General features: G+C 62.4%; 22 protein-coding genes and 3 pseudogenes. 16 read left to right on the top strand and 9 right to left on the bottom strand.

What is annotated here, in order from left to right:
* The first annotated feature begins 16 nt into the window (after positions 1 to 16).
* From NKI17_RS19000 to NKI17_RS18990, 3 genes are all read left to right on the top strand, one after another.
* A complete protein-coding gene (locus NKI17_RS19000) occupies positions 17 to 910 on the top strand; it encodes an EAL domain-containing protein (RefSeq protein ID WP_352458412.1) in 894 nt (297 codons plus the stop codon).
* On the top strand, positions 907 to 1,761 hold the full coding sequence (locus tag NKI17_RS18995; RefSeq protein WP_352458413.1) for an EAL domain-containing protein: 855 nt from the start codon (positions 907 to 909) through the stop codon (positions 1,759 to 1,761). The genes NKI17_RS19000 and NKI17_RS18995 overlap by 4 nt, the downstream gene beginning before the upstream one ends.
* 117 nt (positions 1,762 to 1,878) lie before the next feature.
* A complete protein-coding gene (locus NKI17_RS18990; RefSeq protein WP_352906547.1) occupies positions 1,879 to 2,487 on the top strand; it encodes a glutathione S-transferase family protein in 609 nt (202 codons plus the stop codon).
* A 470-nt stretch (positions 2,488 to 2,957) separates the two neighbouring features.
* Here NKI17_RS18990 and NKI17_RS18985 read toward each other — a convergent pair whose 3' ends face one another.
* Positions 2,958 to 3,170, bottom strand: coding sequence for a cold-shock protein (locus NKI17_RS18985; RefSeq protein ID WP_023678332.1), 213 nt, complete (start codon positions 3,168 to 3,170; stop codon positions 2,958 to 2,960).
* A gap of 299 nt (positions 3,171 to 3,469) precedes the next feature.
* On the opposite strand from NKI17_RS18985, the gene NKI17_RS18980 reads away from it, so the two are divergent.
* Positions 3,470 to 3,796 carry a hypothetical protein gene (locus NKI17_RS18980; protein ID WP_023719370.1) on the top strand — a complete coding sequence of 109 codons (327 nt, stop codon included), beginning with the start codon at positions 3,470 to 3,472 and terminating at the stop codon, positions 3,794 to 3,796.
* 52 nt (positions 3,797 to 3,848) lie between these two features.
* Here the strand turns inward: NKI17_RS18980 and NKI17_RS18975 are convergent, their stop codons facing one another.
* Positions 3,849 to 4,418: a methylated-DNA--[protein]-cysteine S-methyltransferase gene (locus NKI17_RS18975; protein WP_023678329.1), complete on the bottom strand. Its 570-nt coding sequence runs from the start codon at positions 4,416 to 4,418 to the stop codon at positions 3,849 to 3,851.
* A 162-nt stretch (positions 4,419 to 4,580) separates the two neighbouring features.
* Here NKI17_RS18975 and NKI17_RS18970 point away from each other — a divergent pair, with 162 nt between their 5' ends.
* From NKI17_RS18970 to NKI17_RS18935, 8 genes and pseudogenes are all read left to right on the top strand, one after another.
* Positions 4,581 to 5,402 (top strand): lytic transglycosylase domain-containing protein, encoded by an 822-nt coding sequence (locus tag NKI17_RS18970; protein WP_023678328.1) that lies wholly within the window; start codon positions 4,581 to 4,583, stop codon positions 5,400 to 5,402.
* Positions 5,395 to 5,883, top strand: coding sequence for a GNAT family N-acetyltransferase (locus NKI17_RS18965; RefSeq protein WP_023678327.1), 489 nt, complete (start codon positions 5,395 to 5,397; stop codon positions 5,881 to 5,883). The genes NKI17_RS18970 and NKI17_RS18965 overlap by 8 nt, the downstream gene beginning before the upstream one ends.
* Before the next feature lie 169 nt (positions 5,884 to 6,052).
* Entirely contained in the window at positions 6,053 to 6,475 is a 423-nt protein-coding gene (locus tag NKI17_RS18960; RefSeq protein WP_031212113.1) for a lysozyme inhibitor LprI family protein, read from the top strand.
* Between the two features lie 299 nt (positions 6,476 to 6,774).
* A complete protein-coding gene (locus NKI17_RS18955) occupies positions 6,775 to 7,512 on the top strand; it encodes a DUF899 family protein (RefSeq protein ID WP_023678325.1) in 738 nt (245 codons plus the stop codon).
* Between the two features lie 119 nt (positions 7,513 to 7,631).
* Positions 7,632 to 8,015 (top strand): DUF6152 family protein, encoded by a 384-nt coding sequence (locus NKI17_RS18950; protein ID WP_352906544.1) that lies wholly within the window; start codon positions 7,632 to 7,634, stop codon positions 8,013 to 8,015.
* Positions 8,016 to 8,480 (top strand): hypothetical protein, encoded by a 465-nt coding sequence (locus NKI17_RS18945; protein ID WP_352906542.1) that lies wholly within the window; start codon positions 8,016 to 8,018, stop codon positions 8,478 to 8,480.
* A 13-nt stretch (positions 8,481 to 8,493) separates the two neighbouring features.
* Positions 8,494 to 8,793: pseudogene (locus NKI17_RS18940) on the top strand (Rid family hydrolase); the annotation flags it as partial.
* 376 nt (positions 8,794 to 9,169) lie between these two features.
* Entirely contained in the window at positions 9,170 to 10,591 is a 1,422-nt protein-coding gene (locus NKI17_RS18935; RefSeq protein WP_352906540.1) for a ParA family protein, read from the top strand.
* A 174-nt stretch (positions 10,592 to 10,765) separates the two neighbouring features.
* Here the strand turns inward: NKI17_RS18935 and carB are convergent, their stop codons facing one another.
* Positions 10,766 to 14,269 (bottom strand): carbamoyl-phosphate synthase large subunit, encoded by a 3,504-nt coding sequence (carB, locus tag NKI17_RS18930; RefSeq protein WP_352906538.1) that lies wholly within the window; start codon positions 14,267 to 14,269, stop codon positions 10,766 to 10,768.
* A gap of 191 nt (positions 14,270 to 14,460) precedes the next feature.
* Positions 14,461 to 15,351 (bottom strand): SH3 domain-containing protein, encoded by an 891-nt coding sequence (locus NKI17_RS18925; RefSeq protein WP_352757104.1) that lies wholly within the window; start codon positions 15,349 to 15,351, stop codon positions 14,461 to 14,463.
* Positions 15,352 to 15,613: 262 nt separating this feature from the next.
* On the opposite strand from NKI17_RS18925, the gene NKI17_RS18920 reads away from it, so the two are divergent.
* Positions 15,614 to 18,004: a DNA/RNA non-specific endonuclease gene (locus tag NKI17_RS18920; protein WP_352906536.1), complete on the top strand. Its 2,391-nt coding sequence runs from the start codon at positions 15,614 to 15,616 to the stop codon at positions 18,002 to 18,004.
* Positions 18,005 to 18,070: 66 nt separating this feature from the next.
* Here NKI17_RS18920 and NKI17_RS18915 read toward each other — a convergent pair whose 3' ends face one another.
* Together NKI17_RS18915 and NKI17_RS18910 are read right to left on the bottom strand one after the other, a co-directional pair.
* The gene (locus NKI17_RS18915; RefSeq protein WP_352577729.1) at positions 18,071 to 18,817 is read right to left on the bottom strand and encodes a metallophosphoesterase family protein; all 747 of its coding nucleotides are present in this window, start codon (positions 18,815 to 18,817) and stop codon (positions 18,071 to 18,073) included.
* A gap of 94 nt (positions 18,818 to 18,911) precedes the next feature.
* The gene (locus NKI17_RS18910; RefSeq protein WP_352457526.1) at positions 18,912 to 19,265 is read right to left on the bottom strand and encodes an ArsR/SmtB family transcription factor; all 354 of its coding nucleotides are present in this window, start codon (positions 19,263 to 19,265) and stop codon (positions 18,912 to 18,914) included.
* Positions 19,266 to 19,458: 193 nt separating this feature from the next.
* Between NKI17_RS18910 and NKI17_RS18905 the strand changes: the two genes are divergently transcribed.
* Both NKI17_RS18905 and NKI17_RS18900 read left to right on the top strand, forming a co-directional pair.
* Positions 19,459 to 20,637 carry an MFS transporter gene (locus tag NKI17_RS18905; protein ID WP_352457527.1) on the top strand — a complete coding sequence of 393 codons (1,179 nt, stop codon included), beginning with the start codon at positions 19,459 to 19,461 and terminating at the stop codon, positions 20,635 to 20,637.
* A gap of 146 nt (positions 20,638 to 20,783) precedes the next feature.
* The gene (locus tag NKI17_RS18900; RefSeq protein ID WP_352906533.1) at positions 20,784 to 20,996 is read left to right on the top strand and encodes a hypothetical protein; all 213 of its coding nucleotides are present in this window, start codon (positions 20,784 to 20,786) and stop codon (positions 20,994 to 20,996) included.
* Here NKI17_RS18900 and NKI17_RS18895 read toward each other — a convergent pair.
* Positions 20,971 to 21,204: pseudogene (locus tag NKI17_RS18895) on the bottom strand (LysE family translocator); the annotation flags it as partial. The gene NKI17_RS18900 and the pseudogene NKI17_RS18895 sit on opposite strands and share 26 nt — an antisense overlap.
* A gap of 234 nt (positions 21,205 to 21,438) precedes the next feature.
* On the opposite strand from NKI17_RS18895, the pseudogene NKI17_RS18885 reads away from it, so the two are divergent.
* Positions 21,439 to 21,953, top strand: a pseudogene (locus tag NKI17_RS18885) (LysR substrate-binding domain-containing protein); the annotation flags it as partial.
* A 53-nt stretch (positions 21,954 to 22,006) separates the two neighbouring features.
* On the opposite strand, the gene NKI17_RS18880 reads toward NKI17_RS18885, so the two are convergent.
* Positions 22,007 to 22,660: a dihydrofolate reductase family protein gene (locus NKI17_RS18880; protein ID WP_352697653.1), complete on the bottom strand. Its 654-nt coding sequence runs from the start codon at positions 22,658 to 22,660 to the stop codon at positions 22,007 to 22,009.
* 154 nt (positions 22,661 to 22,814) lie between these two features.
* Positions 22,815 to 24,182 carry an Nramp family divalent metal transporter gene (locus NKI17_RS18875; RefSeq protein ID WP_352683793.1) on the bottom strand — a complete coding sequence of 456 codons (1,368 nt, stop codon included), beginning with the start codon at positions 24,180 to 24,182 and terminating at the stop codon, positions 22,815 to 22,817.
* Positions 24,183 to 24,240 lie beyond the last annotated feature (58 nt).

The raw sequence follows: 24,240 nt of genomic DNA, 5'->3' as shown, positions 1-24,240 counted from the left end.
CGCACAGCGAGGAACCGTGACACGCAGCATCGGGCTTGCCCATATCATCCGCCATGATGACGGCACCGCCAGCGGTGTCTGGGGGGTCTATACGCTGCAAAGCGCGTTCCAGCCGATCTTCGCCTTCAACAAGGGCAAGCTTTCCGTCGTCGCGTTCGAGGGGCTGATCCGGCCGTTCCGCGAAGGCGAGCCGCAGCCGCCAATGAGTTTCTTCAACAGCTGCCCGGCGGTCGACCGCCTGCATATCGAGGCGCTGACACGGACGCTGCACCTTCTGAACGCCGGCGCCTGCCTGCCGCGAGACGCCTCCATCTTCATCAATTTCGATCCATCGGTGTTCACCGACCGCAGCATCGCCGACAAGGCGCTGCGCGACATGCGGCTGGTGCTGCACGAGGCCGACATCGATCCGCGCCGCGTCGTCTGCGAGGTCACCGAGCAGAAATCGGCGTCGCAGGAAACGCTCTACAATTTCGTCGAGGCGCTCAGGGGCAATGGTTTACGCATTGCCGTCGACGATTACGGCGCGGACGAATCCGACATCAATCGCATCAAGGAACTCAGGCCAGACATCGTCAAGTTCGACGCCGACTGGATCATGACGCTGATGGAGTCCGGTGCCGGCTTCGCCTTGCTGACCGCTATGGTGACAAGCTTCGAAGAGCAAGGCATCCGTACGGTATTCGAGGGCATCGAGACGGGCTGGCAGCTCGAGCTCGCCGAAAAGTCGGGCGCCTCGATGGTGCAAGGCTTCGTGCTGGCACGCCCGGAGCTTGCACCGACCAGCTTTCACGTCTTCGACAAGGCCGGGCAAGCATCAGCGGTGTCGCCCGATAAGGACAAAGTTCCCGCGGCCGTTTCGCCATCGCGGCGGCCGATGCGGGCCTTTGGCCGCAGGGTGGCATCGTGACCGGGCGGGCCGACATGCGGCGCAAGGTCGGCGAAGCGATCTTTGCCGACGAGGTCGGCATTGAATATGGCGTCTACGGCGCATTCCGGCTGAGGAGCGCCTACCAGCCGGTCTTCGCGCCGCGCGGCAGGTTTCTCGCCGCCGTCGCGGTCGAGGGACTGATCGAGCCGCATCGTGCAGGCAGGCCGGTGGCACCGCAAATCTTCTTCAAAGGCGTGCCGGCAGCGGATCGGCTGTTTGTCGAAACCATGTGCCGGGTGCTGCATTTGCGCAACTTCCGCAACATCGGCGTCGACGGGCTCGACCTCTTCTTCAACTACAATCCGCTGATCAACGATGACCCCGCACGGGCGCTGGCCGAAATCAGGCTGATGACCAGGCATCTGACGGATTTCGGCCTGCATCCCGGCATGCTGGTCTGCGAGATTACCGAGCAGGCGGCCGGCGACAAGGTGCTTGTCAGCCTGGCGCGCGAGATGCGGCGCGACGGCGTCCGCATCGCCATCGACGATTTCGGCACCGGGCATTCGACCGAAGAAAGGGTAGCGCTGGTGCAGCCCGACATCGTCAAGATCGACGGCACCTGGTTCGCAGAATTCTGCCGCCATGCCGCCGCCGAGCGGTTTTTCCGGCCGCTGGTTTCGACGCTGCACGACCGTGGCGCCAAGGTGCTGGTCGAAGGCGTCGAGAACGCCACGCATCTGCGCGTCGCGCTGGATGGCGGCGTCGACCTGCTGCAGGGCTTTTACCTTGCCCGGCCGGCGCTGGCCGGTACGCTGTTCGACGAGGAGCCTCTGTCGATCGACAGGCTGCTTGGCAGGGATAACAACGTCATCCCCTTGTTCGGATGAATGCATCAGCGGCGCTGATGGTTACGCCAAAACAAATCACTGGATGAAGCCGCCGCTGCCGCGATAGACGCTGGATCAAGCCCTGAGACGGGTGGTTGCGAGCAAGGGGGAGCACCGATGATACTCTATGGAATGATCGACAGCGGCAATTGCTACAAGCCGCGCCTGTTGATGGCCAAGCTCGGCATCGCTTTCACCAATGTCGAGGTCAGCTCGCATACCGGCGACACGCGCAAACCCGACTATGTCGCGAAAAATCCGAACGCCATGGTGCCGCTGCTCGAACTCGACGACGGCCGCCGGCTGGCCGAATCCAACGCCATCCTGCTCTATCTCGCCGAAGGCACGCGGTTTCTGCCGGCGGACAAATACGAACGCGCGCTGGCCTATCAGTGGCTGTTCTTCGAGCAATACAGCCACGAGCCTTATATCGCCGTGCGCAGGGCGCTGCTGACCTTCCCTGAAAGAGCCAAGGATGCGACGCCGGAGCGGCTGGCGGTGACGCTGGAGCGCGGCAACAAGGCGCTCGGCGTCATGAACAAGCACCTGGCCGGGAGCAGCTTCTTCGCCGGCGATGTGCTGAGCGTCGCGGACATTGCGCTCTATGCCTATACGCACACGGCCGAGACGGGTGGCTTCCAACTCGACGCCTATCCGGCGGTGGCCGCCTGGCTGAAAAGGGTCGAGGCCGACCCGGGGCATGTGCCGCTGGAGTGGGTGGGTTGAGTGCAACTCGCCGACTTTGCTGAGCAACGTTGACAATTGGCGAAAGCTTCGGCGAAAGCGTCCTTCTCCCCGTCACTGTACGGGGAGAAGATGGCGGCAGCCAGATGAGGGGCCGCGCCAGCCTTTGTTGTGATGTCGTGCTTGGCCTGGCGAAGGGCAGTCCTGATGCGTCGCGCTGCCCCTCATCGCCCTGCCGGGCACTTCTCCCCGTATAGAGACGGGGAGAAGGAGCTGTATCGCCGGTTTCGCCAATTGTCGGCGTTTAAAATCCAGACAGCAAAAAGGCGGGACAAAATCCCGCCTTCCCATGCTTGGTAGCCTGATCGGGAGCGTTTTGGCCGGGCCGGCAGCAATCTGCTGCTTCGGCTTGTCGGGGTCTTCCGCTCCGGCGCGCTTCTCGCGCGACCGCCAGTACATCCGTGACTTGCCGCGCGCCCCGGGCTACCGCCCGGCGCGCGCCATTCGCAAAATCAGGCTGCCTTGCTCAGAGATCCAGCGGACGACTTGCCAGTGCGGCGGTCCTGCTCGATCTCGAAGTTGATCTTCTGGCCTTCAACCAGGGTCGACAGTCCAGCACGCTCGACTGCGGAGATGTGAACGAAAACGTCCGCGCCGCCGCTGTCAGGCTGAATGAAGCCGAAACCCTTGGTGGAATTAAACCACTTGACCGTACCTGTTGCCATTTCGATAGTCCTTTACGTTTGCTTTAGTTTGACTGGACCGAAACCCAGCCGGTTTGTATCGAGATTTTGGAGATAGAACGTCAGCAAACGCGAAGATCGCGAGGCCCGGATCGATCGGCCGAAATATCAATGGACGGCATATAATATGCTTTCGCGCAAAAAACAAGATGGGGCGGAAATGGCGCCGCGGCAACGCTGCCCAATGGCCGCCCCAATCGCGTGAGAGCGTCGTCGCTGCGCGCCTGACCCGGGAGGATCGCGCCGGCTTCGGGCGCGACCGGGTTTTGGGGAGAGGGGCCATGAAAATCGTTCTGCTTGCCGCGTGCCTGACGCTGGTGGCCGCCGAGGCGCAGGCGGTCTCGCGCTACGACCCGACCCGTATGAGCTGCGGTAAGGTGCAGGCGACGATAGCGCGCGAGGGTGCGGTCATCCTGCGCTACAGATCGGCGCGCGTGCCGGGGCTGGCGCTCTACGACCGCTACGTGCGGAGCCAGCAATTCTGCGACATCGGCGAGGTCAGGGCGCGGGCCTCGGTGCCGAGCGCCGATACGAATTCATGCACCGTCTACAAATGCAAGCGGGTGGAGATCGACCGGCGTTTTCGCCGGCGCCTGCTTCCGGATTAGAGTGGGACGAAATGGTGCGCCGGGTGCCGGCCTCGCCTGAATATCAGCACACCTAAAACCCGAACGACACCTGCGCCGGCGGCGGCGGGCCGACGCGCACGCCTTCCATTGCCAGCATCTTTTCCTTGGTAGCCGAGCCGCCGGGGGCGGAAAAGCCGCCGATCTTGCCGCCGGCGGCAAGGATGCGGTGACAGGGGATGACCAGCGGCACCGGGTTGGCGCCGAGTGCGGCGCCCGTCTCACGCGCCAGCCCGGCATGGCCGGCCCGTTTGGCCAGTTCGCCATAGGTGGTGGTTTCGCCGAAGGCGAGTTTTCGTGCCGCGTCATAGATCGCCAGGCGGAACTCGTCGACGCCGCTGAGATCGACCGGCACGTTGGAGAAATCGACGTCCTTGCCGGCGGCGTAGGCCTTGATCGACGCGATCAGCTCGGCAACCCATTGCGGTTCGGGCTTCGCAGGCTGCTCGGCGGCGGCATGGCGTAGCAGCCGGCGCTCGACCGCGTCGCGATTGCGCTGCGGCAGGCAGAGCCGGGTCAGTCCGGCATCGCTCCAGGCGATGCCCATGAAGCCGAGCACGGTTTCGAAGACCGCGTGGCCGGCGGTGGCATGAGAGGCGTCCATGGCGTGCTCCTTTCCGGAATCCTTCGAAGTACAAATCCAGAACAATATCGCATTTCCCGGCCCGGCTCGCCACCCGAAAACCGCCGGCTACCGCGGATTGCCCGAGGAAAGATGCTGGTGTAAGGACTTCTTAACACCCGACGAACCGGACCCGAGCGCCGCTTGCCAGCAAAATTCCTCTTTCCCGTCCTTGCGGCGGTGTTGGCCGTGGCCGCTCTCAGCGGTTGCACCTCGACTTCGCCGGTGACCCCGACGCCGGCCTTCACCGAAAATGCGGCCAATACCGATGCCGGCTTTACGTTGGCGCTGCCCGACACGGTTTCGGTGCTGCCGGAGCCGTCCGGCGTGGTCCAGACGGCGGCGCTGCCGATCGAGCCGGCCGCCGCCTTTGCCGGGCCGACGCCGCTGGCGGCAACCACCCCTGCCGTCATGACCGCCAATGCCCAGCCTGTTACCGCGACGCCAGCCGTCGCCATGCCGGTCACCCAACAGACCGCGGCCATGCCCGGCGTTCAGCCGGTTTCCTACACGGTGCCGCAGAACCCGGCCGTTCTGGCCGCGACCGACCCCACCGAGGGGCAGTCGAACGCCGGCGGCCGCAGCGAGATCGAGCGGCTGATCGAGAAATATTCCGCGCTTTACCAGGTGCCGGTCGATCTGGTGCGCCATGTCGTCAACCGCGAGAGCACCTTCAACCCGAAAGCCTACAATCACGGCCATTGGGGGCTGATGCAGATCAAGCACGCGACGGCGCGCGGCATGGGCTATGACGGGCCGGCAAGCGGCCTGTTCGATGCCGAGACCAATTTGAAATATGCGGTGAAATATCTGCGCGGCGCCTGGCTGGTCTCAGGCGGCAACCCCAAGCGCGCCGACCGGCTCTACCAGAGCGGCTATTATTACGACGCCAAGCGCAAGGGGATGCTGGGCGAAACCGGCCTCGGCAGCGATAGCCTGCGCCGCCGCATGCAGCCCGATGCCTGAGCCGCGCCCGCCGGCGCCAAACGACATCCGCCTGCGCAAGATCCTCGACGACACGCTTCTGGCGCCGCGCTGGCCCGAAGGTTTTTTCATGCGCGGCTTCGAAGCCGCCGATGCACTCGCTTTGCATACGCTGTTGACCGCGGTGTTCGACGACGGCGCCGACGGGCCGTTCGACGAATGGTGGCCGCGCATTTCGGCCGACGCGGAATTCGACCCAGCTTTGTGTTTCCTGGTCATCGACGGCAAGGGCCGGCTGGCGGGCGCGGCGCTCTGCTGGACGCGGGCTTTCGTCAAGGATCTTGCCGTCCACCCGGAGGCGCGCGGCAAGGGCATCGCCGAGGCGCTGATGCGGCACGCGTTTGCGGTGTTTCGCGCGCGGGGCGCCGAGCATGTCGATCTCAAGACCAACACGGTCGAGAACGCCGCCGCCGTCCGGCTCTACGAACGGCTGGGGATGTTCGAAGTCGACTGGGCGGGGTGAGGCGCGGTCGACAAGCCGACGAACGCCCGGAGCCATGGTGGAGGGCAGGGACCGAGCGCAGGATCCGGAAAGGAAATGGCCACCAAGGCGGCAGGTCGCGTCTTGCCGGTCCGGGCGTCAAGCTGCGACGTTGCGATTCGCGCGGGGGTTTTGACGAAACCGGAGAAACATGCGGCGTTTGCTTTCCAGAACCGGCCTCGCCACCTTGATCCTCGCCGTTCCGCTGTTCGCGGGCGTGGCGCGGGCCGACGATTGCGCCAATGCGCAGGACCAGGGCACCTTGAACGAATGCGCAGGGAATGCGTTCGACAAGGCCGACAAGAAGCTCAACGATGCCTACAAGCAGATCGAAGGGCGGCTGAAGGGCGATGCGGAGACCAAGAAGCTGCTGGTCGATGCTCAACGCAACTGGGTTGCTTTCCGCGACGCCGAATGCGCTTTCCAGGGCGGCCCGCGCGAGGGCGCCGGCAGCATGTATCCGATGGTCGTCTACGATTGCCAGACGGCTCTCACCAACGACCGGGTGAGGGATTTCGAGAACTATCTCAATTGCCCGGAAGGCGAGGTCAGCTGCCCGGTGCCGGCGCAGTAGCGTCGGGCGATTGGCAATCGCATATGGGGGTCCCCCTCATCCGGCCGCTTCGCGGCCACCTTCTCCCCGCCGGGGAGAAGAGGCTGGCATCAACGCCGACGACCTCCTCTCCCCTCGGGGAGAGGTCGGATTGCCCCGAATTGCCCTTCGCAATTCGGTTGGCAATCCGGGTGAGGGGGACTTCTGCCGCCCGCCGCAAAAAATGTCGGAACCGCCCTTCGCCATGCGTCCTTGAGAGGCAAGGCGCGTTGCCGGAACCTTGGCGCGCGTCGTCAAAATCCTAAGAGATGGAGATGACGATGATCAGCTTTCCCAACGAATCCCAGGAATACCGCACCGCCCGCGAAACCCTTTTGCAGAAGGAGATCGAGCTGCGCCGCGCGATGGAGGATGTGGCCGTCGCCCGCCGCGCGTTGCCCAAGGGCGGGCTGGTGCCGCAGGATTATGTGTTTGACGGACTGGGGCAGGACGGCAAGCCTGCGCGCATAAAATTGTCGGAGCTGTTCTCGCCTGGCAAGGACACGCTGATCGTCTACTCGATGATGTTCCCGCGCCATCCGCAGGAAACGCGTGACGTCGCGACCAGCGGCGGCACGGCGAAGCTCGCTCGGCCGGACCAGCCATGCCCGTCCTGCACGGCGCTGCTAGACCAATTCGACGGCGCCATCGGCCATCTCGAGGCGGCCGGTTTCAATTTCGCCGTGGTGGGCAAGACGGCGCTGGAAAACCTGCTGACGCTTGGCCGCGACCGCGGCTGGGTGAACATGCGGCTGGTGTCCTCGGCCGGCAACAGCTTCAAGCGCGACTACCACGCCGAGGACGAATCCGGCGCTCAACTCCCCGTCCTGTCGGTGTTCCACCGCGATGCCGACGGTATCAGGCATTTCTGGAGCTCCGAGCTGGGTTTCACGCTGCCGGAACCCGGCCAGGACCCGCGCGCCATCGGTACCTGCGAGATCTTGTGGAACCTGATGGATTTCGCGCCGGAGGGCCGGCCGGACTGGGACGAGCAGCTGCAGTATGATTGCTGCCACTGACCTTGGCATTCCCTGTCGGCGTATCGGGAAATCCTGCCGGTGCCGGGCTCTTGTCCCGATGTGATTTGACGCTGCGGCGCGCTGACCTACCCTCTAATGCCGAACCGAGGAGACGAGCGATGCTGTCGCCTTTCAACCGGAGCGTCACGCTGGCAGCGGCGGTAATCCTTGCCGCCGTCAGTGCGGCTTATGCCCATCACGGCTGGTCGTGGACGCAGGACGGGTTTTTCGAACTCCGGGGCAAGATCACGGCCATCTATATCGGCAATCCGCACGCCACGCTGGACGTCGATGCCGAGGGAGAGGCCTGGCGGGTGGAGATGGCGACGCCGTCCCGCACGATCGCCGCCGGCTTCACCGAGGAGGTCGCCAAGATCGGCGACGAGGTGACCGCGATCGGCAACCGCTCGCGCGACGAGAGCGAAAAACGCATGAAGGCAGTCCGCGTCATCGTCGGCGGCAAGACCTATGATGTCTATCCCGACCGCGTGCCGCCGGCCTGAATGGATGGGTTTTTCGCCGGCATCGAGCAACTCGCCTTGGTGCGGGGGCTGAAGGCCTCCTTCGTCGCCTACCCAATCGTCAATGCGCTTCACATCATGTCGATCGGCGCGCTGCTGACCAGCGTCGGGCTCATGGATCTCAGGATCCTGGGCGCCTTCCGCTTGCTGCCGCAGGCGCCGTTCGTGGCGCTGCTGCGCCGTACCGCATTGGCCGCGTTCGGCGGCGCGCTGGTCACGGGCTCGCTGCTCTTTTCAGTCAGGGCGAGCGAGTATGCGGCGATGCCGATTTTTCTCGCCAAGATGGGACTCATCCTGCTCGCCGGCGTCAACTTCCTGGTCTTCATGCGCCGCGTAAAAGGCAGTGATGAGCCGGCTGGTGGGGCCGCGACCGTGCTCGCTGTACTTTCGCTGGTGCTGTGGACGGCTGTGCTCTTTGCCGGACGGTTTATTGGGTTTCTCGGCTAGGCTGAGCGTCGTCGTGTTCATCTCGGCAACGCCGCCGGTGGACATGGTAACCGGTGAGATGGTGCGCGGCGACATCGAAACGCAGACCGAGGCGTCGCTGAAGGCGCTGAAACACTGCCTTGAAGCGGCGGGCACCTAGCTCGACAACGTGGTGATGGTGCGCATCTACGCTGTCAATTCCGGCTTCTACAACGCTATCAACCGGGTCTATTCGAAGTATTTCAGCGTCAACCCGCCGGCGCGAAGCTTTGTGCTGGTGGCGTCATGGCCGATGGAGTTTGACATCGAGATCGAGTGTGTGGCCGTGGCGTGAGGGAGTGGCCTTTCTGGAGTGCGGGACTTGGCTTTGCGTACCGGGAATCCGTCAGAAGCCGCGCGCCACCGGTAAGTGCGAGATATTGCAAAACCTGATGGATATTGAGCTGGAAGTGAGGCGAACTGACATGCACAGCTGCGGTAGGCGGAAGCTGTTGCTATTTAAGACAGGACGACATTTTCATCTGCTAGTGGAAGTCCCCGTGCGCGGCTCTTATGCTCGAGTCTTTTTTGAGCTAACGTCCGTCTATAGGCGCAGGCTAACGTGACGCCATGATCGAATCGAAGCTTGTCGCCACCGGCGTCATACGAAGAACCTAGATTTCCAAGGCGACAAAATATTTTTGACGAAGCGAACGTAATGTGGGGGAACTATGACTGCCTATGCATTTTGGAACAACAAAGGCGGAGTTGGAAAAAGCTATCTTTCTTTCGTCGCGGCTTGCGAGTATGCAAACAATCATCCAAATACCGATATATTTATAATAGATCTGTGCCCACAAGCAAACTCTTCAGAAATAGTACTTGGTTCTGACGAATTATCAAAGAATTATTCTAGTCTACTTTCATCGTATCCAAGAAAGACGATAGGAGGTTACATAGAGGCTCGCCTAAATTCTCCGTTTCTTAACAATACCAATTTTAACGACTATGTAATAGTCCCGACTCATTACAACAAAAACATTCCACCAAATGTGAGATTAATCGCTGGGGACTACATTTTGGAGGTTTTCTCGGAAGCTATGCGGCAGGCGGCCCAGCTTACAATTCCTTTGGACGCTTGGAAAAAAGTAATAAATTGGATTCGCGATCTTATCCTGCAGATTAGGGCGGAGTACGATAGAAAAGAGACGTTCTTTATCATCGATTGTAATCCATCGTTCTCCATCTATACACAAATGGCTTTGGTCGCAAGTGAAAAGCTCGTAGTGCCTTTTACTGCTGATGACAGCAGTCGTCGTGCTATTGAGAACGTTTTTGCCTTATTGTACGGAATTGGCGACGAAAAAACCGCTGCATATGCAAGGATAAGTTTCGCCGCAAGGGCAAATACTGATCAAATAAATATCCCTAAGATACATACTTTCATAAACAATCGAGTTACTCTTTACGAGGGTAAGCCCAGCGCCGCGTTTCGAGCCGTTGGATCGATATCGAAAGGCGCTGTCCGAGTTTATTTCGCGACTCTGAGGTTCCAAATGTCGCGGGCTTTGACTCTCTTCGAGGATCAAATGCGGAGCGCTTACGCATTGACTGATCCCACGCTATTGGCGAACAAGTCGAATTTTGAAAGACAGGTTTTCTACCATGTGGAGATTGCTGCGCGAGTGGCTGCATGGGATGCATATCTAAATCAAATAATACCTGAGGCCTTAGGCAGAGTTGGCGATCCGTTGAACGCTGAAGTACTGACCTTAAGGAATCTTGTTATTGTCCACGCGAAATTGAATATCGACAAGTTTAATACCCCAAATTTCGAAAACTCGAGAATACTTTTTGTTAGATGTACTGGGTTTGACCCTATAGTTAGTTGGAGTTGGCCCCTGAGGGGAATGAATTGGCAACTTGTAAATGTTAGGCTCAACGAAATTTTACGGGTCCGACATAGCTTCGCACATGGGTTTCCGATTCCTAGATTCAATTGGCTTCCGGTAAAAGGAACTCAAGTCTACCTAACCAGGAATGCGGTCACCGAGGTTTCCAGATTGATATTTCATCTTGCGAGAACCACTGATAGGGATCTAGATGCGTTTTTGAAGGTGAACTATTTGAATGTAATCCCACCCAATTGGTGAAATGAGGCTTAGTAGGTTCTTCGAGCGGCGCTTGTATGCTGCTGTCGTTCCAAGCCAATCAGAAGAAATGCCTAGTGAAGATTCCTCTTGGAAAGAGCCGCAGCGCTGGCGGGACAGCGCCCCCCTCTGGCCTGCCGGCCATCTCCCCCACAAGGAGGGAGATTGGCTAATCGCCTACGCAAAATACTCCTGCAGCGGCCGCACCTCCAGGCTCCCCGCCTTCAGCGCAGCAATCGCCTCGGCCACCGCAGCCGCACCCGACAGCGTCGTGTAATACGGCACCTTCTGCATCAGCGTCGCGCGGCGCAGTGATTTCGAGTCCGATACCGCCTTCTGGCCATCAGTCGTGTTGAAGACGATCTGGACCTGGCGGTTGCGGATGGCGTCCTCGATATGCGGGCGGCCTTCCAGCACCTTGTTTATCTTCTCGGCGGCGACGCCGTTTTCGGCGAGGAAGCGTGCCGTGCCCGAGGTGGCGAGCACTTTAAAACCCTGGCCGGCGAGGCGCTTGACCGCCGGCAGGATGCCTTTCTTGTCCTCGTCGCGCACCGAGACGAACAGCGTGCCCGCGCGGGGGAGATCAACACCCGCCCCGAGCTGGCTCTTGGCGAAGGCGAGCGCGAAGTCGCGGTCGAGGCCCATGACCTCGCCGGTCGAGCGCATTTCCGGGCCGAGCAATATGTCGACGCCGGGGAAGCGGGCGAACGGGAACACCGCTTCCTTGACGGCGATGTGGCCGGGATTGCGCGGGTCGGGCATGGCGCCGTAATGGGCGAAGGCGTCTTCCAGGCTCTCGCCGGCCATGATGCGGGCGGCGATCTTGGCAATCGGACGCCCGATCGTCTTGGCGACGAAGGGCACGGTGCGCGACGCGCGCGGGTTGACCTCGAGCACATAGACCGTGCCGTCCTTGATCGCGTATTGCACGTTCATCAGCCCGCCGACATTGAGGGCGCGGGCAAGGGCCGCCGTCTGGCGCTCCAGCTCATCGACGAGTTCCGAGGGCAGCGAGTGCACCGGCAGCGAGCAGGCCGAGTCGCCCGAATGGATGCCGGCCTCCTCGATATGCTCCAATATGCCGGAGACGTAGGTCGACTTGCCGTCGCACAGGCAATCGACGTCGACCTCGATGGCGCCCGAGAGATAGGTGTCGAACAGCAGCGGGTTCTTGCCGAGCAGCGTGTTGATCTGGCCGGTCTTGTCGTTGGGGTATTTCTGCTTGATGTCCTCCGGCACCAGGCCGGGCACGGTGTCGAGCAGGTAGGATTGCAGCATGCCCTCGTCGTGGATGATCTGCATGGCGCGGCCGCCGAGCACATAGGACGGGCGCACGACCAGCGGGAAGCCGAGCTCGCCGGCGACGAGGCGGGCCTGCTCGACCGAATAGGCAATGCCGTTCTTCGGCTGGCTGAGGCCGAGCTTGTGCAATAGCTTCTGGAAACGGTCGCGGTCCTCGGCCAGGTCGATCATGTCGGGCGAGGTGCCGAGGATCGGGATGCCGGCCTTTTCCAGCGCATCGGCGAGCTTCAGCGGCGTCTGGCCGCCGAACTGGACGATGACGCCGACCAGCTCGCCGGACGCCTTCTCGGCGCGCAGGATCTCCAGCACGTCCTCCGGCGTCAGCGGCTCGAAATAGAGCCGGTCGGAGGTGTCGTAGTCGGTCGAGACGGTTTCGGGATTGCAGTTGATCATGATCGCCTCGAAGCCGGCGTCGCGCAGCGCAAAGGCGGCATGGCAGCAGCAGTAGTCGAACTCGATGCCCTGGCCGATGCGGTTGGGGCCGCCGCCGAGGATGACGACCTTTTTCCGCGATGAGACCTGCGCCTCGTTGGCGAGCGCGCCGGCAAAGGGGACCTCATAGGTCGAATACATGTAGGCGGTGGGCGAAGCAAACTCGGCGGCGCAAGTGTCGATGCGCTTGTAAACCGGATGAACGTCGAGTTTTTCGCGAATCTTCTGGATCTCTTCGACGTCCTTCCTGACCAGGGATGCGAGGCGGGCATCGGAGAAACCCATCGCCTTCAGCATGCGCAGATTGGCGGCGTCCTCGGGGATGCCGTGCTCGCGAATGCGCGCCTCCATTTCGAGAATGCCGGCGATCTGCTCGAGGAACCACGGGTCGATCTTGCACATTGCGTGCACGTCTTCCAGCGAGGTGCCCATGCGGATCGCCTGCGCCACCATGCGCAGCCGGTCCGGCGTCGGCGTGCCCAAGGCGGCGCGGATGGCGTTGCGGTCATCGACATGGCTGGCCGGCGCGTTCCCGTGGCCGATGCCGGGGATCTCGATTTCGTCCAGACCGGTCAGGCCGGTCTCCAGTCCACGCAGCGCTTTCTGCAGCGATTCCTGGAAGGTGCGGCCGATGGCCATGACCTCGCCGACCGATTTCATCGATGTGGTCAGCACCGGCTCGGCGCCGGGGAATTTCTCGAAGGCAAAGCGCGGGATTTTGGTCACGACATAGTCGATGCTCGGCTCGAACGACGCCGGCGTTGCTCCGCCTGTGATGTCGTTCTCGAGCTCGTCCAGCGTGTAGCCGACGGCGAGCTTGGCGGCGATCTTGGCGATCGGAAAACCGGTCGCCTTGGAGGCGAGCGCGGAGCTGCGCGAGACGCGCGGGTTCATCTCGATCACCACCAGGCGGCCGTCGGCCGGGTTGACGGCGAACTGGACGTTGGAGCCGCCGGTCTCGACGCCGATCTCGCGCAGCACCGCGATCGAGGCGTTGCGCATCATCTGGTATTCCTTGTCGGTCAGCGTGAGCGCTGGGGCGACGGTGATCGAATCGCCGGTATGCACGCCCATCGGGTCGATGTTCTCGATCGAGCAGATGATGATGCAATTGTCGGCTTTGTCGCGGACAACCTCCATCTCATACTCCTTCCAGCCGAGCACGCTCTCCTCGATCAGCACTTCGGTGGTCGGCGAGGCGTCGAGGCCGGACTGGACGATCTCGAAGAATTCGGCGCGGTTGTAGGCGATGCCGCCGCCGGTGCCGCCCATGGTGAAGGAGGGGCGGATAATTGCGGGCAGGCCGACATGGTCGAGCGCTTGTGCTGCAATCGCCATGGCATGGCTGATATAGCGCTGCTTGCGGTCGCCCTCACCGAGGTTCCAGCGCGTTTCCAGAGCATCGAGCGCGGCGTCGAGATTTTCGGGCTTTTCCGCCTTCAGCGCGGCGCGCTCGGCCTCGTGCGTCTTGCGGTCGGCATTCTTGACGTCGGTGGCGTTGGCCAGCATCGACTTCGGCGTTTCCAGGCCGATCTTGTTCATCGCCTCGCGAAACAGCGCGCGGTCCTCAGCCTTGTCGATTGCGGTGGCGTCGGCGCCGATCATCTCGACCTGATAGCGGTCGAGCACGCCCATGCGGCGCAGCGACAAAGCGGTGTTGAGCGCGGTCTGGCCGCCCATGGTCGGCAGCAGCGCGTCCGGCCGCTCCTTGGCGATGATCTTGGCCACCACTTCGGGCGTGATCGGCTCGATGTACGTGGCGTCGGCCAGTTCCGGATCGGTCATGATGGTGGCCGGATTGGAATTGACCAGGATAACGCGAAAACCCTCTTCCTTCAGCGCCTTGCAGGCCTGGGTGCCGGAATAGTCGAATTCGCAGGCCTGACCGATGACGATGGGGCCGGCCCCGATGATCAGGATCGACTTGATGTCGGTGCGTCTTGGCATGTCGAGGGTCCGTTCGGCGGGCGGCTTGCACAAAAAGCCGGACGGGATGACCCGGCCGGTTGTGCGCGCGATTCTGGTATCAGGCTAGGAGGGCCTTATAGGGAAGAGTTTTGCCGGATGTAACCCCCTAAAATGCGGGTAGGGCAGTAGGGCAGTAGGGCAGAGGTTCGAGCGCCCTTAAGCATATTGCCCTACTGCCCTACTGCCTTATTCCCCTTACCACTATCCCCCAGCGCAAACTGGTCCGTGATCTCGAAGCGTTCGGAAACGCCGATGCGGACGATGTTGAGGCTGCCCTCGCGGGTGAAGCGGAATTCGCCGGGCCCATTCGAGCCGGCCGGCTTGCCGGCCTGGAAGCTGATGATGCGCGTGCTGCCATCGGGCCATGTCACGGTCACGTCGGTCTTGTCGCCGGTGCGCGCGACGCCTGCCTTGCAGCTGGTCATCGGCTGGCCGAGATAGCGCGCGCAGGGGATGGCGTTGCCGGCACCGGGTACCGGTGTCCCCGGCGGCTGAAGCCGCGCAACGGTCTGTGCGTCGGCCGGGGGCGCCGCGTTGGCCGCGCCGAAATTCCGGACGGGGTCCGCAGCCACGGGCGGCGATCCATCAACCTGTCCAGTCGAGGGGTTTCCAGCGGCCAGGGCCAAGCGGTAAGCGTCCTCGATAGCCACCCTGCCGATCGCGTCAGCGGAGTTCAGCGTCGTTTCGGGACCGGTTGCGCCGAGGCGCGTTGTCAGATCGGGCAGTGGTTGAGAGGCAGGGCTCTCCGTATTGGCCGCCGCCTGGGGTGTCACTTGCTGGGGATTGATAGGATCGAGGTAGCGCGCCGGCGCCCATCCGCTCAGTTTGGGGTCGTCAATGTCTTCAACCTTGCACCATTTGTAACCGCTGATGTCGCCGCAGCCGAGATTTTTCACGCTCGAACCGCTCGGCAGCCGCGCCTCGATCTTGCCCATGGCCGACGCCGTGGCGCGCACGTTCAGGAGATCATCCGGAGCAAGACCCGTCACAATCGAGATAATGGGCTCCGGCTCCTGGCCGTTGGCCGGCAACTCCGCCAGCATCAGCGGAGCGGCAACCATCGCAAGCAGCGTCGTCGGGAGTGTTACTGTGCGCCTAATCATCTGCCATGGCGGTAGGTTCAATTGCCGAAGGCGCGGCCAGGCACGAAAGCGCCATCGCACGCCAGCCGGTTTTTATAGGCGACGAGACGGCGCTGTGTAAGCCCGAAAAGGTGCCGCGTGTTGAATCGCGACCAGGCCACTTCCGTGAACTAACAGCCGGCAAAATATTGCACATTTCATGTAAATATGCACTCTCTCAAGTAAGGTTGAGGAGGGAAATATGGTCGACCTTGAAATATTTGCGCAGGTGGAAAACATAGTTCGCCAGCGTATCAAGAAAACGCGCGCCGAGATTGAGGCTTCACTTGGTCACATCGCCAACGGCAATCCGCTGGCCGCCGAACAGACCCTCTCCAGGCGCCTCGACAGGTTGCAGGTAAAGGCGTCGCTCAGCCGCACCGAAGCGGAGATGATATCGGCAGCGATCGACATGAGGTCTGCCGGGGAAAGAAAGGCCGCCGCCAAGCAGCCAGGGCCGGAGGCAATTCTCGGCCCAACGCTCGATTTCATCGGGATCGCATTCCTCGAGCGTGGGCGCCGTGCTGCCGATGCGGTTGGCCGCGTTGCCTTTCTCAACGGCAATCCACAAGGATCGGGTTTTCTGGTCGGGCCAAGGCTGTTCCTCACAAACAACCATGTGATTTCGTCGCCGGCGGATTCCCGGCGCTTCCAGGTCCAGTTCGATTATGAGCAGGACGGTGCGAATGCCGTGCGTACGCCGACGACGTTCCTGTTCGATCCTGAATCCTGTTTCGTGACCGATAGCATAGAGGGTCTGGACTATACGCTGATCGGAGTTGGCGAGCGGCGTTCCGGTCCAAAGGAACTGGGGGAGTTCGGTTTTATCTCGCTGTCGGATGCGCGCGACAAGCATATGCTCGGCGAAATCGCCAACATCGTTCAGCATCCCGATGGCCGCTTCAAGGAACTGGTGTTGCGTGAAAACCGGCTGGTGGCCCGCGACGAAACGGTGCAAGTGCTGCACTATGTCGCCGACACCGAACAGGGTTCGTCCGGCTCCCCGGTCTTCAACAATGAATGGGAACCTATCGCCCTGCACCATTGGGCCGGCCCGTTCCACGAGGTGACGGGCATAGGTGGCTATGCGCTTGCGCGTGAGATCAACGAAGGCATACGGATCAGCGCCATCGTTGACGATCTGGGTGCTAGAAAGTCCAAGCTGCCGGGCTCCTCGGCATCGGCGGTTTCGCAAGCTCTGGCGATTTGGGCCGGCATGCCGCGCATGATGGACGAGACAGTTCGGCTGAACGCCGATATTCGCGAAGATGTGCCGGACAAGCCGGTGCAGCGGCCGGAACCGGATCGCAATCCGCCGGCGACGAGACACAATGCCGATGGCTCGGTCACCTGGACTTTTCCCGTCGAGATAAATGTCCGGGCGCCGCTGATCGACCGCGACGGAGGCGATGCGAGACGAAACGACGGCAAAGGCCCGGCAAGCGAACCCGGGAAGGTGGCCATCGCCGAGGCCGCGGGTTGGAAAACAGAGGATTTCGACGATCGTGGAGGGTATGAGCCCGGCTTCATACCGGGCTTTGTCCTGGCAATGCCGACGGTTACCAATTCACCCTACCGGTTGGCCAAAAACCTTCTTGCCAAACCGGGAGAGGACCCACACGAATTGCGCTACCATCATTTTTCGATCTTGATGAACGCCGATCGCAGGCTTGCCTTCGTCACCGCCTGCAATATCGATGGATCCCGCACCAAGGCGGTCAATCGTGAGGACAAGACGGTCATCGACAACCCGTCGCTTGTCGAATTGGGGGTGGAGTCGATTTCCGGTTCGGAAGCCAGCGATGCTTTCCGGCCGGATCGGCGCATCGACCTTGGCGAGCAGATGAACCAGGAATTCTATTCGAGCCAGAATGTGCCTGGATTTCCCGTCGCAAAATCCAAGGAACGAATCGCTCGAATGTTCCAGAAGGGCCATATTACACTTCGCGGCGACCCCGCATGGGGCGTCGATCAGGAGGCGGTCGCGGCAGAACGCGACACGTTCTTTTATACCAATGCTGCGCCGCAAGTCGGCTTCTTCAATCAAGGAAGCTCGCTTAACCATCCCGGCTCCAAAGGGAAGTTGAGATGGCGCGCGGTAGAAACCTATGTGCTGCGCAACGCCTATACGACGCGAGGCCGTGTCACGGTGTTTGCCGGGCCAGTGTTCGGCGAGGACGATCCTCCCTACCGCTTCGACAGCCATGTTCCGCTGAAGTTCTGGAAGATCGCGCTGTGGTCCGATCAAGCTGGCCTGCGCGCCATCGCGCTGCTGGCGGACCAGAAGCCGGTTTTGGAAGTGATGCCCGAAGCGTTCGGCGAGCGTGCCGAGGCATTCGATGACCCGCTTGAAATTGCCAGGGTATCGGAGTTCCTTTCGACGGTGGCCGAGATTGAAGAGCTGACCGGCCTGAACTTTGGCCAGCAGGTGCGCGACGCCGACATTCGGGCCGGCTCCGAATCGGTTCCAGCACAGACTTTCAACCCGAGGCAACTGGCGCCCAAGACGTCACGGCCAAAGTCTTCAAAGACTTCGGCGGCCAGCACCCGACGTCCTGCCAAGCGATCGAAGCGATCCGCGTCTGGCAACTGAAGATTGGACCGGTCGCGACTTCTGCCGCTCGAAGGCGGTCATCCGTTCAGCTAGGCATGAGCAAGCTCAGCCCGGCATGAAGCCGGTGCGCAGCGCGTGAGCCCATTCGGGCCGTCCCGCCTGCTCGGCCTGGCGCGCCGCCGCCTCGTGGTCATAATCGACGGCGATGGCTTCGAAACTGTCGGGGTGCAAGTCGACGATGCCGTAGCGGGCGTGCGGCGAGCCCTGCTCGGAGACATGCGCCGGCGGCGTATCATCGTGATAGGCCGGGCAGCCGATGCTGCCCGGGTTGAAGATGACCGGACCGCCGGGAATGCGGACCAGCTCGCTGCGATGGCTGTGGCCGCAAAGCATGATGCGGCAGGCGGGATCGATCGCGCCGAGGCGCCGCTCGATTGCGACCAGCGGCGCGCGCACCAGCCGGCCGTCGACGATCGCGTCAGTCAGGTATTTTTCGTCGTGGTCGGGCCGGGCATGGAAGGCGAGTATGCCGGGCGCGACTTCCAGCGTGAGGGGCAGCGCGAACAGCGCCTCGCGCTGGCCTGCGGTCAGCCGTTCCTGCGCGTAGCGGTCGGACGGCCACATGGTCTCGTCGGCGGTGTCGCGGGCAACGCGGCGGTCGTGGTTGCCGCGCACCGTCGGCAGGTCGAGCGTCTCGAGCCTCTCCATGGTCTCGCGCGGCCAGAGCGGGCCGGAAACGCAATCGCCGAGATTGACGATGAGGTCGGCGCCGCCGCGCTGCCGCAGATCATCGAGCACGGCGTCGAGCGCCAGGACATTGCCGTGGATGTCGGCGAGGACGGCAATGCGCATGGCAGGCTCCGTTAATTGGAATGGCTGGAGGGCGGGTGAAGCTACTTTGCTCGCCTCGCGAGGCGGGCGAGAGCGGAACCCAGCTTCGGGTCGTTCAGGCGCGGACTTCGATCTCGTGGCCGCCGACCGCCGGCAACGATGCGTCGCCGGCCGCGGCAATAACACTGTCGAGCAGGCCCGGGAAGCGGCGGTCGAGATCGTCACGGCGCAGCGTGATCAGCCGGCTGGTTCCAACCGCCTCGGTGCGGGTGACGCCGGCCTCACGCAGCTTGGCCAAATGGTAGCTCAGATTGGTCTTCGAGCAGAGATCGAGGAACCGGCTGCAATTCAGCGGCACGCCCTCTTTGCTGGCGAGATAGCGCACGATGGCCAGTCGCGTCGGGTCGCCGAGCACGGCAAGCACGTTCGGCAGGCTGATCTGGTCGGCGGTGGGATGGGGCAAGGTCATGCCCAGGAATTAAGCACATTCGGAGCCGATTTCAACGCATCTTCTCTCGTGGCTAATGGACACATAGTTTCGTCCCGTCGCCCCGTCCTGACACCGGGCTGTCAGGATGGTTCGGCTATTTTGCAGCGGCTTTATTGACATCATGCCCTGTTATGTCCAATTGTTCAATAACCTTTGAACTAAGGAAATTGCCATGGATAAGCGCCTCATCTGGCTTGCGCTCGGATCGTTCACGATTTCGACCGAAGGTTTCGTCATCTCCAGCCTTTTGCCCGACATTGCAAAGGATGCCGCCATCTCCGTTCCGCTCGCCGGCACGCTGATCACCGCGTTTGCGCTCGCCTATGCGATCGGCACGCCGATCCTGGCAACGCTGACCGGCGAATGGGACCGGCGCCGCGTCATCCTGTGGACGCTGGTGTTCTTCGTGTTGGGCAACGTCGCCGCGGCGCTAAGCTCCTCCTTCGAATTGCTGTTGATCGCGCGCATCGTCATGGCGCTGTCGTCAGGCTTGTTCGCGGCGACCGCACAGGGAACGGCCGTTGCGCTTGTCGACGATCATCACCGCGCCCGCGCCATTGCCGTGGTCGTCGGCGGCACTACGGTTGCGGTCGCGGTCGGAGCACCGCTCGGCGCGCTCGTTGCGACGGTTGCCGGCTGGCGCGGCACCTTCTTTGCCATCGCCGGCCTTGGTGCGCTCGCCGGCGCGATCCTGTGGTACCGGCTGCCGCGCGGCATCGTCGGCACCAGGCTGCCGCTCCGGATGCGGTTGGCAGCGGCACTTCGCCCCGGCGTCATGCCTATCCTGGTGACGACCATCCTGGCCCTGATCGGCGCCTTCACCGTCTTTGCCTTTGTCGCGCCGCTCGCGATCGAAGGCGGCGGACTGAACCCGATCGCGCTTCCCGGAATGCTGCTCGCTTTCGGCGTTGGCGCGGTCATCGGCAATATCGGCGGCGGTCAGGCCGCCGACCGTTTCGGCGCGACGCGCACCGTCTGCTGGTCACTGGCGCTGAGTGCCGCGATGCTGGTCACGTTTTCGCTGATCCCGATGTTCCTGCCGCGCGAGATCGCCGGGCCGGCATTGATGGCCATGATGGTGCCGTGGGGCATCGTCGGCTGGGCATTCCCGCCGGCGCAGGCCAGCCGCATCATCAAGCTGGCGCCCGATGCCGCGCCAATCGTGCTGTCGCTGAACGCTTCGGCGCTCTATCTCGGCGTGGCACTGGGTGCCGTGGTCGGCGCCGCGGTGCTGCGCTATGGCGCACCGGCCGACCTCGGCGTGGTCGCGGCGGCATTCCCGATCGTCGGTCTGGGCGTCGTGCTGGCGGGCCACCTGGCGGCGCGTCCGGTGGCGATGCCGGCCGAGTAAGGCTTGTTAGCAAAGCTTGGCTGCCGGCCGCCGATAGTTCAAGTCGCGGCGGCGGTGCGTCAAAATCCAGCGCGGCGATTTCGTCCAGTGCCGAATTCTGGGAAGTTGCCGGAAGCGACCTCGCCGACGTTCCGCAAGAAATCGTCATGACCGCCGACGATCTGGTCGATGCAGTGCTGGTTGGCCTGGAAAAAGGTGAAGCATTCACGGCACCGGGTCTTGCCGATATTGCCGGGGGGGTGCCTTTCTTCGCGTCCGCAAGGCTTCTTCGGCAGTCTTCTGGCGGGCAAGCCGGCGGCGCGTTACGCTGCCTGACATGGCTAAAGACTGATCTTACGCTGTCCGCCACATCGGGATGATCGAGGCGGCCAGCAGCAGGCCAAGCACGGCGTTGAGCATGCGCCACTGCCGCTCGGTTCGCAGCAACCGGGCGAGCAGCGTGCCCGCCACGCACCACGCCGCCAGCGAGAGGGCCGCTGCAAGACCGAAGACCGTGCCGAGCAGCACGGCGAGCCGCAGCGGCCCGTTGGCGAGCGCGGCAAAGGATGCCGCCGCTCCCAGCCCCATAGGCTTCGGCATAGGCCTTCAGCACCGGCGCAAGCAAGGTGCCGACAAGGTCGTACGGCACGCCAAGCCGCACCTGACCGGCAACTGCATCACCCGCCATCTCCGCCAGGATCTCGTCATTGAGGGAAAGCAGGCGCTTGCCCTTGCCGAATAATCGCTCGCCGGAGCGGGTCAGCCGCAATCCACGCCGGTCGCGCTCGAACAGGCTGCAGCCGAGAACCTCTTCCAAGCGATCCGCAGGTCGAGATCTCGCTTGTCTGTGCTTCGTCGCCAGAGTTGGCCGCAGCCTTGGCGACCGGCACGATAGAGCTCGCGGTGATCGAGGAGCCGATCGGTCGGTCGGCCGGCGAATGCCTTGTTGTCGACCGGCTGGTGGCTGGGTCGGCGCCAAAGGCGGCGCCGCCCGCGGCAAACGCCCCTTGCCGGTTTCGATGGTCGCCGAGACCTGTGCGTTCCGCCCGGTGGTGCTGGAGGCGCTTAACGAGCATGGGCTGGAATGGCGCACCGTATTCGAAAACGGCAGCATCGACGCGACGACGGCGACAGTGCGTTCGGACTTGGCCGTCACCACCTGGTTGGCGTCGACCGTGCCTGTCGACCTTGACATTCTGGCCAACGATCCGGAGCTGCCGTCATTGCCGAATTTTTCGATCAATCTGCATTTGCCGAAGCACGACGTCGCGCCGGCTGCACTGGCATTCGCGGGCCACCTCCGCGATGGGTTGGCAGGGCGACGAGAGGCGGCTTAAAAACAGCAAAAAGGACGGCCAGTGTTCAGCCGTCCTTGATCGCCCCGCGGCATCTACTTCCAGTTCTTGCGCCGCTCGATCTCGGCTTCGGACGGCTGCTCCGTGGCAAATGACCCGGTCTTGATCTCGCCGGAGCGTTCATAGCTCGCCATGAGGACGCCGGTGGTCGATGCCTGCGAACGGGTCAGCTTGAAGGCGGCAGGTATCGTGCCGCTGCCGAACAGTTTTTTGCCCTTGCCCAGCACCAGCGGGAAGATCAGCAAGTTGATCTCGTCGATCAGGTCATTGGCGAGCAAGGTCTGGATCAGCTCGCTCGATCCCTGAATGAGCAGGTCGGGGCCGTCCTCCTGCTTCATCCGGCGCAATGTCGCCACGACGTCGCTGCCGAGCGGCTGGCTGTTTTGCCAGGACAGCGAATCCGGCCTGTGCGTCGCCACATATTTGGTGACGGCGTTGAAGATGTCGGCGATCGGATCATTCTTCTGATAAGGCCAGTGGGCGGCGAAGATGTCGTAAGTCTTGCGGCCGAGAAGCAGCGCGAACGGTTTTGAAAACGTCTCGCCCATCGCGGCGCCCATCACATCGTCCCAGTAGTGAAACGTCCAGCCGCCGAATTTGAAGCCGCCGACAGGGTCCTCTTGCGGGCCGCCAGGCGCTTGCATGACGCCGTCGAGGCTGACGAATGTTGCGGCGATGATCTTCCTCATTGGAGCTCCCTTTCCCTGATCCGTGCCGTCATGGCCGGAGTTCGAGCCAAGGACGGGCGAACGGACATTTATTCGACAGCGGCCGGCAAATTTCCAGGGTTGGAAGGGCGGATGACTGCCGACATGGTTGCGTCGGCTTGGAGAAGAGAAACGCTCAGCCCAGACCGACGACCGTATCGTAGAGCAGCTTAAAGTTGAGCACCAGGATGAGCCCGGCGACCACCCAGGCCAGCACGGCAACAGCGCGGGAAATGGCGAAATTGCCCATCTTGCGCTTGTCCGAGACGAACTGCACCAGCGGTACGACAGCGAAGGGGAGCTGCATCGACAGGATTACCTGGCTGAAGACCAGCAACTGGCCGGTTCCCTTCTCGCCATAGAGCGCGGTGACCACCACCACCGGAATGATGGCGATGCCGCGCGTCAGCAGGCGGCGCGCCCATTGCGGGATGCGCAGCCGCAAGAACCCTTCCATTACGATCTGGCCGGCGAGCGTCGCCGTCACCGTCGAGTTCAGGCCGGAGGCGAGCAGCGCTACGGCAAACAGGATGGAAGCGATGCCGAGGCCAAGCAGCGGCGACAGAAGCTCGAAGGCCTGGCCGATCTCGGCAACGTCATGATGACCGGTGCCGTGGAACGCCACCGCCGACACGATCAGGATGGAAGCATTGACGAACAACGCCAGTATCAGCGCGATGGTCGAGTCGGTCGTCGCCCATTTGATGGCATCGCGCTTGCCGCGATCGGTGCGCTCGTAGGCCCGGGTCTGCACGATCGAGGAGTGCAGATAGAGATTGTGCGGCATCACCGTGGCGCCGATGATGCCGATGGCGATGTAGAGCATGGCCGGATTGGTGACGATCTCGGACGACGGCACGAACATCGCGTGCAGGATGGAGCCGACCGGCGGGGCGGCGGCAAAGATCTGAATGGCGAAGCAGCCGAAGATGATAATCAAAAGCGCTATGATGAAGGCCTCGAGGAAACGGAAGCCCTTGTTCATCAGCAGCAGCAGCAGGAAGGCATCGAGCGCGGTGATAATGGCGCCGCCGATCAGCGGAATCCCGAACAGCAGTTGCAAGGCGATCGCCGTGCCAATGACCTCGGCCAGGTCGCAGGCGATGATGGCCAATTCGCAAGCGACCCAAAGCATGAAATTGACCGGTCGCGGATAATAGGCGCGGCACGCCTGCGCAAGGTCGCGGCCGGTGGCGATGCCGAGCCGGGCGGCGAGTGCCTGCAGCAGGATCGCCATCAGGTTCGACAACATGATGATGAAAAGCAGCGTGTAGCCGAATTGGGCCCCGCCGGCGAGGTCGGTCGCCCAATTGCCCGGATCCATATAGCCGACCGAAACCATGTAGCCCGGCCCCATGAAGGCGAACAGCCGGCGAAGCCAGATCCCCGAGTGCGGCACCGTGATCGTTGCGTTGACTTCGCGAAGGCTGGGCTGCTCGTCGTCCTCCGGGCGGGCAAATCGCCACATGGACCGGGGGGCTGAGGTGGCTTCGGCTTCCGACATGAAATGGCTTTCCACTGGGACGATCGATGTTGTCTCCTTATCTATGCCACGGCTGAAC

Origin of the sequence: Mesorhizobium sp. M0816 (assembly GCF_040320005.1) — a bacterium.
Lineage (GTDB): Bacteria > Pseudomonadota > Alphaproteobacteria > Rhizobiales > Rhizobiaceae > Mesorhizobium.
The sequence above is the reverse complement of the archived record's forward strand: the minus strand, read 5'-3'. Positions and strand labels throughout refer to the sequence as shown.

Excerpts from the sequence above, each read along its gene's own strand:
- NKI17_RS18990 (WP_352906547.1), top strand. The coding sequence starts at position 1,879 with ATGATACTCTATGGAATGATCGACAGCGGCAATTGCTACAAGCCGCGC.
- NKI17_RS18985 (WP_023678332.1), bottom strand. The coding sequence starts at position 3,170 with ATGGCAACAGGTACGGTCAAGTGGTTTAATTCCACCAAGGGTTTCGGC.
- NKI17_RS18980 (WP_023719370.1), top strand. The coding sequence starts at position 3,470 with ATGAAAATCGTTCTGCTTGCCGCGTGCCTGACGCTGGTGGCCGCCGAG.
- NKI17_RS18975 (WP_023678329.1), bottom strand. The coding sequence starts at position 4,418 with ATGGACGCCTCTCATGCCACCGCCGGCCACGCGGTCTTCGAAACCGTG.
- NKI17_RS18965 (WP_023678327.1), top strand. The coding sequence starts at position 5,395 with ATGCCTGAGCCGCGCCCGCCGGCGCCAAACGACATCCGCCTGCGCAAG.
- NKI17_RS18960 (WP_031212113.1), top strand. The coding sequence starts at position 6,053 with ATGCGGCGTTTGCTTTCCAGAACCGGCCTCGCCACCTTGATCCTCGCC.
- NKI17_RS18955 (WP_023678325.1), top strand. The coding sequence starts at position 6,775 with ATGATCAGCTTTCCCAACGAATCCCAGGAATACCGCACCGCCCGCGAA.
- NKI17_RS18950 (WP_352906544.1), top strand. The coding sequence starts at position 7,632 with ATGCTGTCGCCTTTCAACCGGAGCGTCACGCTGGCAGCGGCGGTAATC.
- NKI17_RS18945 (WP_352906542.1), top strand. The coding sequence starts at position 8,016 with ATGGATGGGTTTTTCGCCGGCATCGAGCAACTCGCCTTGGTGCGGGGG.
- NKI17_RS18935 (WP_352906540.1), top strand. The coding sequence starts at position 9,170 with ATGACTGCCTATGCATTTTGGAACAACAAAGGCGGAGTTGGAAAAAGC.
- carB (WP_352906538.1), bottom strand. The coding sequence starts at position 14,269 with ATGCCAAGACGCACCGACATCAAGTCGATCCTGATCATCGGGGCCGGC.
- NKI17_RS18925 (WP_352757104.1), bottom strand. The coding sequence starts at position 15,351 with ATGGTTGCCGCTCCGCTGATGCTGGCGGAGTTGCCGGCCAACGGCCAG.
- NKI17_RS18920 (WP_352906536.1), top strand. The coding sequence starts at position 15,614 with ATGGTCGACCTTGAAATATTTGCGCAGGTGGAAAACATAGTTCGCCAG.
- NKI17_RS18915 (WP_352577729.1), bottom strand. The coding sequence starts at position 18,817 with ATGCGCATTGCCGTCCTCGCCGACATCCACGGCAATGTCCTGGCGCTC.
- NKI17_RS18910 (WP_352457526.1), bottom strand. The coding sequence starts at position 19,265 with ATGACCTTGCCCCATCCCACCGCCGACCAGATCAGCCTGCCGAACGTG.
- NKI17_RS18905 (WP_352457527.1), top strand. The coding sequence starts at position 19,459 with ATGGATAAGCGCCTCATCTGGCTTGCGCTCGGATCGTTCACGATTTCG.
- NKI17_RS18900 (WP_352906533.1), top strand. The coding sequence starts at position 20,784 with ATGACCGCCGACGATCTGGTCGATGCAGTGCTGGTTGGCCTGGAAAAA.
- NKI17_RS18880 (WP_352697653.1), bottom strand. The coding sequence starts at position 22,660 with ATGAGGAAGATCATCGCCGCAACATTCGTCAGCCTCGACGGCGTCATG.
- NKI17_RS18875 (WP_352683793.1), bottom strand. The coding sequence starts at position 24,182 with ATGTCGGAAGCCGAAGCCACCTCAGCCCCCCGGTCCATGTGGCGATTT.